Source organism: Chitinophaga niabensis, assembly GCF_039545795.1.
Taxonomy (GTDB): domain Bacteria; phylum Bacteroidota; class Bacteroidia; order Chitinophagales; family Chitinophagaceae; genus Chitinophaga; species Chitinophaga niabensis_B.
Genome location: NZ_CP154260.1, coordinates 591,029 through 606,589 on the forward strand (window position 1 = coordinate 591,029; position 15,561 = coordinate 606,589).

The 15,561-nt window shown below is 46.1% G+C and carries 11 protein-coding genes; all 11 read left to right on the forward strand.

Features of this window, described 5'->3' with window-relative positions:
• The first annotated feature begins 24 nt into the window (after positions 1-24).
• Positions 25-3,219: a SusC/RagA family TonB-linked outer membrane protein gene (locus tag AAHN97_RS02570; protein ID WP_343305993.1), complete on the forward strand. Its 3,195-nt coding sequence runs from the start codon at positions 25-27 to the stop codon at positions 3,217-3,219.
• Between the two features lie 11 nt (positions 3,220-3,230).
• On the forward strand, positions 3,231-4,937 hold the full coding sequence (locus AAHN97_RS02575; protein ID WP_343305994.1) for a RagB/SusD family nutrient uptake outer membrane protein: 1,707 nt from the start codon (positions 3,231-3,233) through the stop codon (positions 4,935-4,937).
• A 31-nt stretch (positions 4,938-4,968) separates the two neighbouring features.
• Positions 4,969-6,648: a DUF5018 domain-containing protein gene (locus tag AAHN97_RS02580; RefSeq protein WP_343305995.1), complete on the forward strand. Its 1,680-nt coding sequence runs from the start codon at positions 4,969-4,971 to the stop codon at positions 6,646-6,648.
• 10 nt (positions 6,649-6,658) lie between these two features.
• On the forward strand, positions 6,659-8,050 hold the full coding sequence (locus tag AAHN97_RS02585; RefSeq protein ID WP_343305996.1) for a family 10 glycosylhydrolase: 1,392 nt from the start codon (positions 6,659-6,661) through the stop codon (positions 8,048-8,050).
• A gap of 75 nt (positions 8,051-8,125) precedes the next feature.
• On the forward strand, positions 8,126-9,406 hold the full coding sequence (locus tag AAHN97_RS02590) for a DUF5009 domain-containing protein (RefSeq protein ID WP_343305997.1): 1,281 nt from the start codon (positions 8,126-8,128) through the stop codon (positions 9,404-9,406).
• 10 nt (positions 9,407-9,416) lie between these two features.
• Entirely contained in the window at positions 9,417-11,261 is a 1,845-nt protein-coding gene (locus AAHN97_RS02595; RefSeq protein WP_343305998.1) for a sodium:solute symporter family protein, read from the forward strand.
• Positions 11,258-11,929: a GDSL-type esterase/lipase family protein gene (locus AAHN97_RS02600; RefSeq protein WP_343305999.1), complete on the forward strand. Its 672-nt coding sequence runs from the start codon at positions 11,258-11,260 to the stop codon at positions 11,927-11,929. Before AAHN97_RS02595 ends, AAHN97_RS02600 begins: the two co-directional genes overlap by 4 nt.
• Positions 11,929-12,597: a GDSL-type esterase/lipase family protein gene (locus AAHN97_RS02605; protein ID WP_343306000.1), complete on the forward strand. Its 669-nt coding sequence runs from the start codon at positions 11,929-11,931 to the stop codon at positions 12,595-12,597. Before AAHN97_RS02600 ends, AAHN97_RS02605 begins: the two co-directional genes overlap by 1 nt.
• A gap of 1 nt (position 12,598) precedes the next feature.
• Positions 12,599-13,531: a DUF4434 domain-containing protein gene (locus AAHN97_RS02610; RefSeq protein ID WP_343306001.1), complete on the forward strand. Its 933-nt coding sequence runs from the start codon at positions 12,599-12,601 to the stop codon at positions 13,529-13,531.
• The gene (locus AAHN97_RS02615; RefSeq protein ID WP_343306002.1) at positions 13,531-14,709 is read left to right on the forward strand and encodes an AGE family epimerase/isomerase; all 1,179 of its coding nucleotides are present in this window, start codon (positions 13,531-13,533) and stop codon (positions 14,707-14,709) included. The genes AAHN97_RS02610 and AAHN97_RS02615 overlap by 1 nt, the downstream gene beginning before the upstream one ends.
• On the forward strand, positions 14,706-15,521 hold the full coding sequence (locus AAHN97_RS02620; RefSeq protein WP_343306004.1) for an alpha/beta hydrolase: 816 nt from the start codon (positions 14,706-14,708) through the stop codon (positions 15,519-15,521). Before AAHN97_RS02615 ends, AAHN97_RS02620 begins: the two co-directional genes overlap by 4 nt.
• The last annotated feature ends 40 nt before the right edge of the window (positions 15,522-15,561 follow it).

Below are 15,561 nucleotides of genomic sequence, written 5' to 3' on the forward strand. Positions count from 1 at the left end.
CTACTCACCTAATCAACGATTATTATGGATGTTTTATCTACCAAAAGAAGTATGGTCAGATGGTTGCTATGCCTCGCTATTCTGATAGCGCCATCCATCCACACCTACGCACAGACAGGCAATGTTAGCGGAACGGTTACGGATGAAAAAGGAGGTTCCATACCAGGTGTTACGGTGCAGATCAAAGGCACCTCACTTGGCACCAAAACAGATGTGACCGGTAAGTTCTCTTTACCGTTGAAATCAGCATCAGCCACGTTAGTATTTAGCTTTATCGGCTTTCAGACAAAAGAAATTACAACAGGCCCTGCGGCCGATCTTAAAGTAACACTGGCAGAATCTGCGAGTGGTTTGAATGAAGTGATCATAGTAGGGTATGGTAAACAAAAGAGACAGAACGTAATCGGTTCTGCTGTACAGATCAGTGGTGATCAGCTGAAACAAGCGCCCACCATGAATCTTACGAATGCTTTGGCCGGCCGTTTACCTGGTCTTACCACTTTACAGCAATCCGGCCGCCCGGGTGCGGATGATGCAACTTTGCGCATCCGTGGTGTGGCTACGTATAATGGCAACCAGGCTCCGCTGGTGATCATTGACGGGGTGCCGCGTTCTTCTTTCGGTACGCTGGACCCTGCTGAGGTGGAATCCGTTACATTGCTGAAGGATGCTGTGTCTACCGCAGTATATGGTTTGCAGGCAGCGAATGGTATTATCCTCGTTACCACTAAACGTGGTAAAAGCGGTAAACCACAGATCACCTATGATGGCGGTTTACAGGTAACTTCCAATACGCGTTTCCCTAAATTCCTCGATGGCCCGGACTATATGTACTGGTACAATAAAGGAACGGATATGGATAATGATTACCTGGACCATACCGGCGCATTCCCTGTTCCTTACGTGTATACAAAAGAACAGATAGAGGCGGTACGCAATGGTACCAATACCAATCCGTTGCTGGGTAATACTGACTGGGTAGGTAAACTGGCAGACAACACCGCCATTTCACATCAGCATAACGTAACAGTAAGAGGTGGTACAGATAAAGTGAAGTATTTCACCAGTGCCGGTTTCCTGGATCAGAACGGGGTGATTGAAAACACCGGTTTTAAACGTTATAATGTTCGGTCCAATATTGATGCGGAATTGAATGATATCTTCTCTGTGTCAGTAGACCTCGGTGTTCGTCAGACTAACACCCGTACACCTGGTATTTCTCCGGATAATACGGCTTACCTGAACCCATTCTACCAGGCAGTGCGTATGCTCCCTAACATGCCGGAGTATGCACCGAATGGTTTGCCGGTTGCTTATAACAGTAATGCGGGCTGGGTGAATCCAATTGCATCTGTACAACAATCCGGTTATCAGAACGGCCAATCCAATATCTTCCAGGGTAATATCACTTTCCGTGCAAAGATACCATGGGTAAAAGGCCTGGAAGCAAAAGTGCTGGCTGCGTATGATAAGACCAGTACAGAAAATAAAAGCTGGCTCACACCTTATACTTTGATGGGCCGCGCAAGGGATCAGACTACAGGCGATTTTGTAATGCTGAACACTTTACCGGGTATCACAAGAACTACCCTGCGCCAGTCTTACAGCCAAAACTTCCGTAAAACATTCCAGCCCAGCATCACCTATAATCAAACCTTTGGTGACCATGAGATCAGTGCATTGGCGTTGTATGAATTTGGCCAGGGCAGGAATAACGTGTTCTCTACAGGCGCGAGCAATTTCCCTTTGACGGATATTCATGAGATCGACTACGGCGGCCAGGGCCCGCTGGATATCATTACACCTACAGGCAGCAGCGGACTGGATTCAAGGGCTGGTTATGTTGGCCGTATCAACTACGTATATAAGGGAAAATACCTGGTAGAATTAGCTACCCGTTATGATGCCTCTATCAACTTCCATCCCGATTACCGCTGGGATTATTTCCCTGCAGCGGCAGTGGGTTGGATCGTGAGTAAAGAACCTTTCTTTGAAAAAGCAAAAGGAGTGGTGGACTTCCTGAAACTGAAAGCCTCTTTAGGGCGTTTGGGTAATGAGTCTATCTCTTCCTTCCAATATCTGCAAACTTACCAGCTGACTACCGATCCGGTGATCGTGCTGGGGGGCAAACCAACTGCTGCTATTTATACCAGTGCACCTCCTAACCCTTCTATTACCTGGGAAACAGCTAAAGTAACCAATGTGGGTTTTGAGTCTTTATGGCTGGATGGTAAACTCGGATTTGACTTTGAATATTTCTATAAGCTCACCACCAATATCCTGGCGGGCCAGGCAGGTTTATTCCCACCAACCATCGGCGGCTATTATCCTGCTACCGTAAATTCAGGTATTATGGATAACCGCGGATTTGATCTGCAGATCCGTTACAATAACCATGTTGGTAAACTGGAATATGGTGTTACCGGTAACTTCAATTGGGCAAGGAATAAGATCATCCGTATGGATGAAAACGCTTCCACGCCTGAGTGGCTGCGCCGTGTAGGTAAACCGCTGGGTACCAAATTCGGTTTTGTGGCAGAAGGTATGTATCAGAACTGGGAGGAAGCAGCCAATGCACCTTCACCAAGTGCTGGTGTAGTGGCGCCGGGTTTCTTCAGGTATAAAGATATTAATGGCGATGGCCGTATCACCCGTACAGATGATTTCGTGGCTATCGGCCGCAGCAATCTGCCGGAGATCATGTATGGCCTCAACATCTACCTGAAATATGGTGGTTTTGATTTCTCTGCCTTATTACAGGGTGCTGCGCTCAGCAGTGTGAACCTGGCGGGTACTTATGAAGGTTCCAGTGGAACTTCCGGTGTAGATGATAACACACCTTTCACAAGATCTTTCTACGGATATGGTAATTCTCCCTACTTCCTGGTAGAAGGAGCGTGGACGCCTGATAATCCGAATGCTGAATTCCCGCGTCTTTCTGCTTATAAAGCACCATTGACTGCTCACAATGCACACATCAACTCAGGCTGGATCCGTGATGGTGGTTATCTGCGTGTAAAATCCATGCAACTCGGATATACCATTCCTGTTAGCTGGATGAAACAGGCAAAGATCCAGCAGTTCCGTGTCTATGTTTCAGGCTTCAACCTGTTCACATTTGACAAGCTCAAATACCTGGATCCTGAGATGCCGAACGTTAACAACGGTTTCTATCCGCAACAACGCATTTTATCAGCAGGTGTAAACCTTTCATTCTAAAAAGTACAGCGATGAGTATAATATTTTCAACAATAAAGAGATCGTTTTTACTGGCCGGCATTGTGGTACTGGCGCATGGCTGTAAAATTGATATACCGCTTACCAATAAATATACGGAAGAAGCCATCTACAAGAACCCGGCGAATATGGAACTGTACATCGGCGGCATGTATTCGGAGTTCAATACTTTCCAGTTCGGCCAGTTCCCTATTGGTTACAGTAATGCAACGGACGCACTTACAGATGTGATGAAATATACTTCCACCACTTCCGGTAACGGAACGGTGAATATCCTTGCCATGGATGCCAGCCGTGTAGATGCTGCCGGCCCGCAACTGAATTACTGGAGTGCTGGTTATTCCCGTATCCGCAAACTCAATGAATTTATTTACGGCCTTTACAAATATGCAAAGGTGAGTGAGGAAGAGAAAGCTTTGTATGAAGCAGAAGCCCGTTTTATCCGTGGATACGTATACTTCTGGCTGGTGAAATTACATGGCAGTGTGGTGATCATGCCTGAACTGGATGGTTATAGCAATAAGGACAATGCCCGTTCCAGTGAAGATGATTGCTGGAAATACATTGCAGCAGATTTTGCTTATGCCGCAGAAAAGCTGCCTGTTACACAACCGGCTGCACGTGCAGGCCGCGCTACAAAAGGCGCTGCTTATGGTATGCTGGCCCGCACATGGTTATATGCTGCTTCCATTGCAGAATACGATAAGAAATTATACAACCAGGACCCCTTAACCGGTGTGCCTGCTGCCAACGCTCCTGCTTATTACAAGAATGCAGCAGATGCCGCTGCGGAAGTGATCAAACTGGCAGACCAGGGCACTTATGCGCTGGAAAGCAATTTTGCCGCTATCTTCCTGAAAAAGGATTCCAAAGAATCCCTCTTCAAACTGGATTACATCGCACCGCAATTCACGCATCAGTTTGATCTGGGTTTTGCACCTCCGGGTGATATTCCTGGTCAGGGATTGGTGTATGGTGTGCCTACCGCAGAATTGGTGAACGAATTTGAAATGGCAGATGGTTCCAAATTCTCCTGGAGCAATGCCACCCAGGCTGCCAATCCCTATGTTGGCCGTGAACCCAGGTTCTATGCCACTATCCTTTATAATGGCGCTCCCTGGAAAAGCAGGACCATCAATTCACAGGCTGGTACCGGTGTGGAAAACTTTATAGAATATGCTGCTTCCCCTGAACCAAAAAGAACAGTGACGGGCTACTACATCAAAAAGATGCTGGATTCCACTAATACAAATTTTGTGGTGAACAAGAGCACACAAAGCGCTATCGAAATGCGCTATGCAGAAGTATTGCTGATTGCTGCAGAAGCCAGAACAAAGATCAATGATCTCTCAGGTGCTACTACAGCACTGGATGCGCTGAGGAACAAACGTGGTTTGCCTGGCACAACAGCCGGCGATGCTGCACAACTGATGACAGCTATTGAACATGAGCGTAAAGTAGAACTGGCATTTGAAGGACATCGTTACTGGGACCTTCGCCGCTGGCGTAAAGCACACACTGTATTGAACGGTGTGAAATTCACCGGCCACAGGATCACGCCACAAGGTGCAGGCTGGAAATATGAAGTAGTACCGGCAGATAATGTTAATCGCCAGTTTACACCTGCTTTGTATTACATCCCCATTCCGGTAGACGAGATCCAACGTAATGCCGCCATGAAACAAATCCAGGGTTGGTAAGGTTTTACCTGTTCACACAAAAATGCAAACTATGAAACGTATCAGTTCATTTATCATATTCACCATGGCTGCCGGCAGTTTATTTACTGCCTGCCGCAAAGCGGATGAGATCAAACGTAATCCGGCAAATACCCTCAGCGATATTTACGCCACCAAAGATGGCAATGGCCGCGACCGTTTATTTAATCCCCGTTATAGCAACGATACCATCTATTTCGACATCCCTTATTACTTCCCGGAAGATTCCGATAATGAGATGGATCTCACAAAGATCATCCTGCGCGGATCTGTTCCTTCTGATTCATACATCACACCTGCTATTGGTGTATTTACTGATCTCTCCAAACCTTACAGCTTCTCTGTTGTTGCAGGTACCGGTGAAGTAAAGAAGTATGTGGTGATAGCAAAGAAAGTGGGTAACCTCGTTTTATCCAATGTGAAAGTAAAATATACAGATGGCAGCGGTGCAGCACAGGAATTGGATGGTGTTCAGCAACCCAATGGTGAAATATTGTTCTATGTATTACCCGGAACGGTGCTGAATAATGCGAAGGTATCTTATGAGATCAACAAACATTCCACTGCTTCCATTGCAAATGATGCTGCAGTTGATCTGTCACAACCCCTTCCTTTAACCATAACAGGAAAAGACGGTGTAACTAAAACCTACACCCTGAAAACCGCAGAGCCCATCAAACTGGCTTATGGCGTTGGTATCAATCGCCAGCTCTGGGCTAAAGCGGGTTCCGATTTTGGTTTTACCGCAAATAACGAAGTAAGCATTGCAGTAAGCGGAGACCACCTGATCCTGGTAAGAAGAACGAACCCTTCCAAGTTCAGTGTATACAATCGCTTCACGGCAGCATATGTACAGGAGATGTACAATCCTTTCGGATCTCAATTGTCTTTCCAGATGGTGGAAGATACAGTAGGTAACCTGCTGGCGGCCTCCTGGGCTCCCAAGAATGCCAAGTTTATACTCTACAAGTATAAGAACGCATTAGATGCTGCGCCTGTGAAACTGATAGAGTGGACTAACAACAATCCCGCAGCTATTTCACTGGATGGTGGCGTAGGCCGCAGGGTGAATATCTATGGTAACCTGGATGGTAATGCCGTGATCATGGCACCGGCTGGTCAATCCAATATCATTTTCAGATGGAGGGTACAAAATGGTGCAGTGGTGAGCCAAACACCTGAAACATTAACTTATACCGGCCTTGCCAACGGCGCAACCAACTTTGGATTCTATGCGGAAGCACAACCGGTTTCTGCAGGAGCTAATGCAGACTACTTTATCAATTACCAGTTTGATATAGCATTGGTGAACGGAGCTACACAAGGCAGAACAGTAGCATTTGCAAATGAGGTAGGTAACTTCGGTATCTTCCACATGCCTACCGCTTACACCCGGTTCAATAATGCAAATTATCTCGCTATTGTGAAGTATGTAGCCTCCTACGATCTGAACCGCATACATACTTGCTTGTTTGATGTTACCAACACTTCCAGGTTAGGTACTTCTTCCGCAGATCCAAACTACGCTACGTTCAATGTATTTACTTCTGCAGAACAGAACGGTACACTGAATGGTAACGGTACAGCAGATATCTGTATAGGTTTTTCTCAGAACAAAGAAAGGATGCAGGTGTATACATTGCTCACCAACGGTGGCATTGTAGCACATGAGTTCACTACTTACGCAAAGTAAAAACGCAACAATGAAAAGAACTATAAGCGCCCTGCTGGCGATCATCATGATCTCTGCAGTAGCCTGTAAGAAAAATTCAGATCCTGCTCCACCGGCTCCCGGTGGAGGGGATACTGTTATCACACCCAAAAGGGATGTGATTGCATGGGTGGATGCACGCTCCAATGTATTTGGAACATACGGCCGCCTCAACGATACTGCTAATATCAAAACCGTACTGGATACCCTCCAACAGGTAGGTGTGAACGGACTGGTAATTGATGTAAAAGGCAGCAGCGGGTACACCATGTATCCCAGTGCCTATACTAAACAGGTGACCACGCAGGATGGCAAATCCATCACTGCCGGCGTGGATTATGTTGGCTATATGATCCAGGAAGCGCGCAAACGCAACTTCAAGGTATATGCCTCTATTGTCACCTTTGTGGAAGGAGATGGTGCCCGCAACTCCGGAACAGTGTTTGATGATGCCAACTTCAGGAGTAAGTTCGAAAGTATTGTATGTGATGTTAACGGCAATCGTGTTCCCATCACTTCTACCGGCAGGAATGCATTTGTAAATCCTGCACAACCGGAAATACAAACCCGTGCGCTCAATATCATCAAAGAGATCTGTACCAAATATACCTTTGATGGCCTGATCCTGGATTATTGCCGTTATACAGACATCGACGCGGATTTCTCTGATTTCTCCAAAGCAGAGTTCATCAAATACCTGGAAGCAAACTACCAGGACAATGATGCGAAGAACATGAAGTTCCCGCAGGATATCGTTGCCACCTGGAGAACTAACGCGGGGCAAACACTGCCTAACACTTTAGGAAAGTATTACAAGAAATGGCTGATGTACCGTTGCCATACTATCCAGCAATTCTTTATCAAAGCAAGGCAGGCGGTAAAATCCGTGAAGCCGGATATGAAGTTCGGTACTTATGTAGGCGCATGGTACACTACTTATTACCAGGTGGGTGTAAACTGGGCCAGTAAAGATTATGATCCTTTCAACGACCAGGAGCTGCGTTTCGACTGGGCTTATCCCAAATACGGTGAAACCGGTTATGCAGAAAACCTGGACCTCCTGATGACAGGTAATTATTTCACACAACTCAAATTGGCAGACAATCCCGCTACCGCGGGACTGAAATACCATTGGTGGAGTGTGGAAGGTTCTCTGATAGGAGGGATGTATATCACCCGTAATAAAATGCCGTTGTATGGTAGTATTGATATGGGGAATGTGGATTGGGCATCACAGGCGGATATCTCTAAAACCATTCAATACATTTTAGGGAAAGCCAGTGGTGGTGTGATGTTGTTTGATGTGGTGCACATTTACGCACCGCAGTATAACAGGTTGAAACAACCATTATGGGAAGCTGTCAGGAACGGGTTGAAAAAATAGTTACGAATCACAGAATGGACAATGAAGCATAAGCTGCCGGTGAAAGCCGGCAGCTTACTAAGTGTACAAATCAATATGAAACGAAGCAATAGTCTTGATGCACTCCGCGGTTTTGCTATACTGGCCATGGTCCTGTCCAGCAGCATCGCATTCGGCATTCTGCCGGACTGGATGTATCATGCACAAACGCCACCACCATCTCATCAGTTCAATCCTGCGGTTCCCGGTATTACCTGGGTGGACTTAGTATTCCCTTTCTTTTTGTTCAGCATGGGTGCGGCTATTCCCTTAGCCCTGCATAACAAAGAGAAGGTTTTAGGCGGGCTGGCGCAACGTTTCATCTTACTGGTATTTTTTGCTGTATTTACACTGCACACACGGAACCAACAGTTTATCTCCATCGGTGCATTTGTGCTGTTATGTTTCCTGTTCATCAGGATGGAATCTAAGATCCCTAGGATTATAGCGTTAACCGCAGCTGTCACTTTTCTGATCTGGAAAGGCGTAGATGTTTACAAAAGCGATATCATCATCCTGGTATTAGCGAATATGGCTTTCTTTGGAGGTATTATCTGGTGGCTCACGGCTAAGCAGCCGCTGCTCCGCTTAGGAGTATTACCTTTTATTGCAGCCGTTTTTTTAGCTGCCGAAACGCCCGGCAGCTGGGCAGAGGCTATTTACAACTGGTCTCCGCTTCCCTGGATGTATAAGTTCTATTATCTCAAATACCTGTTCATTATCCTCCCCGGCACTTTTGCCGGGGAATGGCTACTGCTCTCAGTTCCCGAAATTCCTGCATGGGATAAACGGAAATGGATGATGATCGCAGGAGGAGCATTCCTGCTGGTGATCGTGAATGTGGTATACCTTTTTAGCAGGCAGGTAGTATTAAATCTCGTTTTATCTGTTTTGATAGGCACCTTTATGCTGGTGATGGCAACAAAGGTGCAGGCCTGGAAGAACTATTTGCAGGCCGGTGTGTATTTACTATGGCTGGGTTTATGTTTTGATTGTACGCAGGGCGGCATTAAAAAAGATCCCTCTAATTATAGTTATTACTTTGTGACAGGAGGGCTTGCCTTCCTCACAGTACTGGGTTTTATGGTGTTGGAATATTATGGATACTGTCAACGCATCATTGGTTACCTGGCCATTAACGGCAGGAATCCGATGGTAGCATATGTAGCAGGTAACCTGTTATTACTGCCTTTGTTAAAGCTCACGGGAGCAATTGATCTGTTAAGTGCGATGGAGCATAATGTGTGGCTGGGGGTACTGCGTGGACTTGTGTTCACCGGCATTGTATCCCTCATCACTATCTTTTTTGTTCGGCGCAAATGGTATTGGAAAACATAAAAAATTATAGATGTCGTTAAGTGTATTGGATATAGGGATCATTATCGGTTATGTGATAGCCATCCTGTTCCTGGGTTTTTACATAGCAAGGAAAGCCTCAAAGGACCTGCAATCTTATTTCCTGGGAGGGAATAAAATGAAATGGTACATGCTGGGGCTGAGCAATGCTTCCGGCATGTTTGATATTTCAGGTACCATGTGGACGGTGAGCATCCTCTTCATCTATGGATTGAAGAGTGCTTTTATTCCATGGCTATGGCCGGTATGGAACCAGGTATTCGTATTTGTATACCTCGCCATCTGGATGCGCCGCTCCAATGTAATGACAGGCGCACAATGGATCACCTTCCGTTTCGGAGATGGAAAGGGCGCACGGTTATCACACATCATCATTGTGATCTTTGCCATTGTGAGCGTGATCGGTTTTATCGCTTATTTCTTTGAAGGCATCGGTAAGTTCTCCACTTCTATTTTACCCTGGGACCTTTCCGTACAGATCGGATCATTTCATCTTTCTTCTGAAAGGAGTTATGCACTTATCCTTTGTATCATGACCACGCTCTATACCATCAAAGGTGGTATGTATAGCGTGGTAGCTACAGAAGTGATGCAGTTCATCATTATGACCATCTCCTGCCTGGTGATCGGGTACATTGCTTATACTTCCGTTACCGCAGAACAGATCAACGCTGCTATCCCTGCAGGTTGGAAAGACCTGTCTTTTGGATGGGACCTGGGCCTTGACTGGAGCGGTACGCCTTTCCCGGGAGTGGACAATAAGATCGCTTCAGATGGATTTGGCCTGTTTGGCATTCTCTTAATGATGATGTTGTTCAAAGGTATCTTTGCTTCTATTGCAGGGCCTGTTCCCAGTTATGATATGCAACGTGTGCTCTCCACCCGTACACCCGGTGATGCTGCTAAAATGAGCTTCACTACTATCTGGGTAATGTACATTCCCCGTTACCTGATGGTAGCCGCGTTTGCAGTGCTGGCGCTCGTATTTATGCAAACAGAACTGAACCAGCAGGGAGGTCATATCGATTTTGAAAAGATAGCGCCACTCGCTATCGCGAAGTTTGTTCCCGCAGGTTTCAAAGGTTTATTACTGGCTGGCCTGCTCGCTTCCTTTATGGGTACTTTCGCCGCCTTTGTGAATGCTGCGCCTGCATATGTGGTGAACGATATCTACAAGAAATATATTAATACCAACGCCTCCGATGCCAAATACATCCGTATCAGCGTGATCTCTTCACTTGTACTGGTGATGGTAGGTATCATGTTTGGCTTCATGGGCGCTTCCCTGAATAAACTCACCCTTTGGATCACGTCTGCGCTCTATGGTGGTTATGCTGCTTCCAACTTCCTGAAATGGCTGTGGTGGAGATTCACGGGTTACGGTTACTTCTATGGTATGCTGTTCGGATTAATCGGTTCTACCATCAAGTTGTTCTTCTTCCCGGAGATAGTAGACATCTATGTGTTCCCGATCATCCTTGTGTTTTCTTTCGCTGGTTGTATCCTGGGTACCTATGTTTCTCCGCTGGTGAACCGCGAGGCCGTGAAAGCGTTCTATAAGCAAACAAACCCATGGGGTTTCTGGGGGCCGATCAAAAAGGAAGTAATGGCAGAAGATCCAACTTTCAAACCTAATGGTGAATTCAAACGGGATATGTTCAATATCCTGATCGGTATAATATGGCAGATGGCACAGGTAGTGATCCCGATCTACTTCATGATCAGGGAAAACTGGCAGTTGCTGGGCTGGACGATCATCTTCATCGCTACTACCTGGATCCTGAAAAAGAACTGGTGGAACCATCTTGGTAAAGCAGACGAAAAATATAAACAATGATAAAGCAACTGAAAGGAACGGTACTGTTGATGGCTATGGGCTTGTCCGCTATGGCGCAAACAATAGACAGTACTTACGATAACGGTCATTATAAAGACAGGCAGGCATTATTCGCCAGCCTGCCGCAGCAGAAAAATGCGATCGTTTTCCTGGGCAACAGTATTACAGAAGCCGGTAAATGGAATGAGATATTACCAGGGCTTCCTGTACAGAACAGAGGCATCAGCGGTGATAATTCATTTGGTGTACTGGCCCGCCTGCCACAGATCGTACAGGCTAAACCTGCAAAGATCTTCCTGCTGATCGGGGTCAATGATCTTAAGAGGGAAGTACCTGCGAATGTGATCATCAATAACTGCGAACGGATGTTGTCTATGATCAAAGCCGGATCTCCCCGTACCAAAGTGTATGTGCAAAGCATCCTGCCGGTGAACGATACGATCCTGATAGAACCATTCAAAAAAGTAACGAATGCAAATGTGGCATTGGTGAACAAAGCTTATGAACAACTGGCCAAACAACATGGATACTACTTCGTGAACCTGCATGAACCATTTGCAGATGCAAAAGGGCAATTGAAAAGAGCAGAAACACCGGATGGCCTGCACCTGAAAGTGAGTTCTTATCCGGCATGGGTGAATTACCTGCGCAGTAAAAAATATTTATAATGAAGAAGCAATTACTATTAGCTGCCTGCCTTTTGCCACTGCTCGGATCTGCACAGCAGAAGATAGACAGCAGTTACAATAACTGGTATTACGAAGGCCGCATGGACCTTTACAATCAACTCAATAACCAACCGGCGGATATCCTGTTCCTGGGTAACAGTATTACAGAAAGAGGGGAGTGGGCAGAACTGTTGCCAGGCAGGAGGATCGCTAACAGGGGAATCGGCGGGGATAATACTTTTGGTGTGCTGGCCCGCCTGGATGGCGTGATCAAACAACAGCCCCGAAAGATCTTTTTACTGATCGGCATCAACGACATCGGAAGAGGATTACCCACTGAGGTGATCCTGAACAATTACCACCGCATCGTTACAAAACTCACACAAGGTTTGCCTGGAACAAAGCTGATCATTCAGAGTGTATTGCCCATGAACGAAGGGAAGCTGCCTTATGATTACCTCAAAGGAAAAGCAGCAAAAATAAAGGCGCTGAATGAAGGCTTTGTAAACATTGCAAAAGAATTCAAGCTCCCCTACCTGAACCTGCATGAATTGTTTGCAGATGAAAAGGGAGAATTGAAAGCCGCTTATACGAAAGATGGCATTCACCTGGAGCCGGCTGCTTATGTGGATTGGGTGAATTGGTTAAAACAGAAAAAACAGTTATAACATGAAGATAACAGGCACTTTCCTGGATGAGATCAGTCATGATATCCCGCATCAGAACTGGGGATATGAGGAATGGGACCGTGATTTCGGTCACATGAAAGCCATTGGTATCGACACGGTGATCCTTATCCGCAGCGGTTATCGCCGTTTTATCACTTACCCCTCTGCGTACCTGCAAAAGCAGCATGGATGTTACGTACCGCCGGTAGACCTGGTGAAAATGTACCTGGAGCTGGCAGATAAACATGGCATGCAGTTTTACTTTGGCCTCTATGATAGCGGCCATTACTGGGATACCGGTAACATGCAATCAGAGATAGATGCCAACCGCTATGTGATAGATGAAGTGTGGCAACAATATGGCCACTATAGAAGCTTTAAAGGCTGGTACCTGAGTATGGAGATCAGCCGCCGTACGAAAGGGGCAGTGGAAGCCTTTTCTACTTTAGGCAAACAATGTAAAGCTGTAAGCAATGGCCTGCCCACTTTCATCTCTCCCTGGATAGATGGCAAAAAAGCGGTAATGGCCGCTTCTGCCGGTCTTACTAAAGAAGATGCCGTTTCCATACAGGAGCATGAAAAAGAATGGAGTGAAATATTTGATGGTGTACGTGGCGCAGTGGATGCTATTGCCTTCCAGGATGGTCATATCGATTATCATGAACTCCCGGAATTCTTTGCCGTGAATAAAAGAATGGCAGATAAATTCGGCATGCAATGCTGGACCAATGCGGAATCTTTTGACCGGGACATGCCCATTAAGTTCCTGCCCATCAAATTCGAGAAGTTGCGGTTAAAGCTGGAAGCAGCAAGGCTGGCAGGATATGATAAAGCCATCACTTTTGAATTTTCTCATTTTATGAGCCCACAGTCTGCCTACTTGCAGGCAGGCCATTTATATAACCGATACAAAGAATATTTAGCCAATTTTTAATGAAACATCTAGCCACACTTTATAAGAAGGAGTTATTGGAGAACGTGTTACCCTTTTGGACGAGCAACTCCAGGGATGAGCAGCATGGTGGTTTTTTTACCTGCCTGGACCGTTACGGAAAAGTATTTGACACAGATAAATTCATGTGGCTGCAGGGAAGGGAAGTATGGATGTTCTCCATGCTGTACGACAAAGTAGATCAGAACCCCCTATGGAAGGAGATGGCCTTACATGGTGCCACTTTCATGGAAAAATACGGGAGGGATGAACAGGGCAATTGGTACTTTTCTACCACACAGGAAGGCCAGCCCCTCATCCAGCCCTATAATATCTTTTCGGATTGCTTCGCAGCCATGGGCTTTGGTGCATTGTACAAAATAGATCCGAAGCCGGAATACCATGCGATCGCAAAGGATACATTCGAGAACATCCTGCACCGCAGAAAGAATCCCAAAGGACATTACACCAAAAACGTTCCGGGCACACGCAACCTGAAGAACTTCGCATTGCCCATGATCCTCTGTAATCTCTCACTGGAACTGGAACATATCCTGGGCAGTGAGAAGGTGAATGAGTTCATTCCCGAAGTGCTGGAAGAAGTGATGCATGTTTTTTACCTGGAAGGCAAAGGGCTCATCCTGGAAAATGTGCTGGAAGATGGCAGTTTCTCTGATTCCTTTGAAGGCCGCTTATTAAATCCCGGTCATGCAATCGAAGCCATGTGGTTTATCATGGACCTGTCGGTACGCCTGAATGATATGACCCTGGCCAACAAAGCCATGGAAATAGGATTGCGCATGCTGGAGTTTGGATGGGACCATCAATACGGTGGTATCTTCTATTTTATGGATGTACATAACAAACCTCCGCAGCAGCTGGAGTGGGACCAGAAGTTATGGTGGGTACACATGGAAACCCTGGTGTTCCTCGCTAAAGGCTGGCAGCTCACTGGCAGCGAAGCCTGTAAGAACTGGTTTGAAAAAGTACATGCCTACACCTGGAAACATTTTAAAGATGCGGAACATCCTGAATGGTTCGGTTACCTGAACCGCCAGGGAGAGCCTTTATTGCAATTGAAAGGTGGTAAATGGAAGGGTTGTTTCCATGTGCCCCGTGCTTTATACCAGGTATGGCAAACGCTTGAAAAAGCGCCCGCATTTAGTTATCTTGAAGCATGAGAACGCTGATATTTTTGCTGTTTTTTGCCAGCTGTACGCAGGCGCAAACAAGGATCACTTACGCCGTAAAAGACAAACAGTCTTTATACATCGATCATTACAAACCATCTGTTGAACCCAACGGCATGTCTGTAATGTTTGTACACGGTGGTGGCTTTACCGGTGGAGATCCTGCTAACCAGAAGCCGATGGCAGATGGTTTGGGTAAACTGGGGTACAATGTATATGTGATCTCTTATCGCCTGTACCTGAAAGGGAGCAATTTTGGCTGTAATACTACTACTACGGAAAAACTGAAAGCCATCCGTCTTGCTGTGGAGGATGCCGGAGATGCTGCCCGTTTTATCCTCGATAGTTTGCACATTGATAAGGATAAGTTTTTCATTGCAGGCAGCAGTGCCGGTGCGGAGACTATCCTGCAATTGTTATATAATCCTTTTGGTACTGTAAATACTATCCGTTTCCGTGGTGCCATGGTGTTTTCCGGTGCCTTGCTGGATATCAATACCGTTACCCCGGATAACTGGATCCCCACTTTATTCATGCATGGCACAAAGGACCAGCTGGTACCTTTTGGCACAGCCGCGCATCATTTCTGTAAAGCGAATACACCGGGTTGGATGATGCTGTTCGGGGCTAAGACGATCTACGAACAGGCAAAGGCATGGAAGAAGCCGGTGGTGTTATATACTTATGAAGGGAAGGGACATGAAGTGGCTAACTTTATGTTCAGGGAGTTTGAGAAGATGGATGGATTTATGAAAGCGGTAGTGAAGGGGGAAGAGTTGGGGGCGAAGGAGGTAAAGCTGTAAATCTGATTTAGTGTATATTAGAGGCGTATCATCTGTTCAG

Coding starts and splice junctions, on each gene's coding strand:
- AAHN97_RS02570 (WP_343305993.1), top strand. CDS start 25: ATGGATGTTTTATCTACCAAAAGAAGTATGGTCAGATGGTTGCTATGC.
- AAHN97_RS02575 (WP_343305994.1), top strand. CDS start 3,231: ATGAGTATAATATTTTCAACAATAAAGAGATCGTTTTTACTGGCCGGC.
- AAHN97_RS02580 (WP_343305995.1), top strand. CDS start 4,969: ATGAAACGTATCAGTTCATTTATCATATTCACCATGGCTGCCGGCAGT.
- AAHN97_RS02585 (WP_343305996.1), top strand. CDS start 6,659: ATGAAAAGAACTATAAGCGCCCTGCTGGCGATCATCATGATCTCTGCA.
- AAHN97_RS02590 (WP_343305997.1), top strand. CDS start 8,126: ATGAAACGAAGCAATAGTCTTGATGCACTCCGCGGTTTTGCTATACTG.
- AAHN97_RS02595 (WP_343305998.1), top strand. CDS start 9,417: ATGTCGTTAAGTGTATTGGATATAGGGATCATTATCGGTTATGTGATA.
- AAHN97_RS02600 (WP_343305999.1), top strand. CDS start 11,258: ATGATAAAGCAACTGAAAGGAACGGTACTGTTGATGGCTATGGGCTTG.
- AAHN97_RS02605 (WP_343306000.1), top strand. CDS start 11,929: ATGAAGAAGCAATTACTATTAGCTGCCTGCCTTTTGCCACTGCTCGGA.
- AAHN97_RS02610 (WP_343306001.1), top strand. CDS start 12,599: ATGAAGATAACAGGCACTTTCCTGGATGAGATCAGTCATGATATCCCG.
- AAHN97_RS02615 (WP_343306002.1), top strand. CDS start 13,531: ATGAAACATCTAGCCACACTTTATAAGAAGGAGTTATTGGAGAACGTG.
- AAHN97_RS02620 (WP_343306004.1), top strand. CDS start 14,706: ATGAGAACGCTGATATTTTTGCTGTTTTTTGCCAGCTGTACGCAGGCG.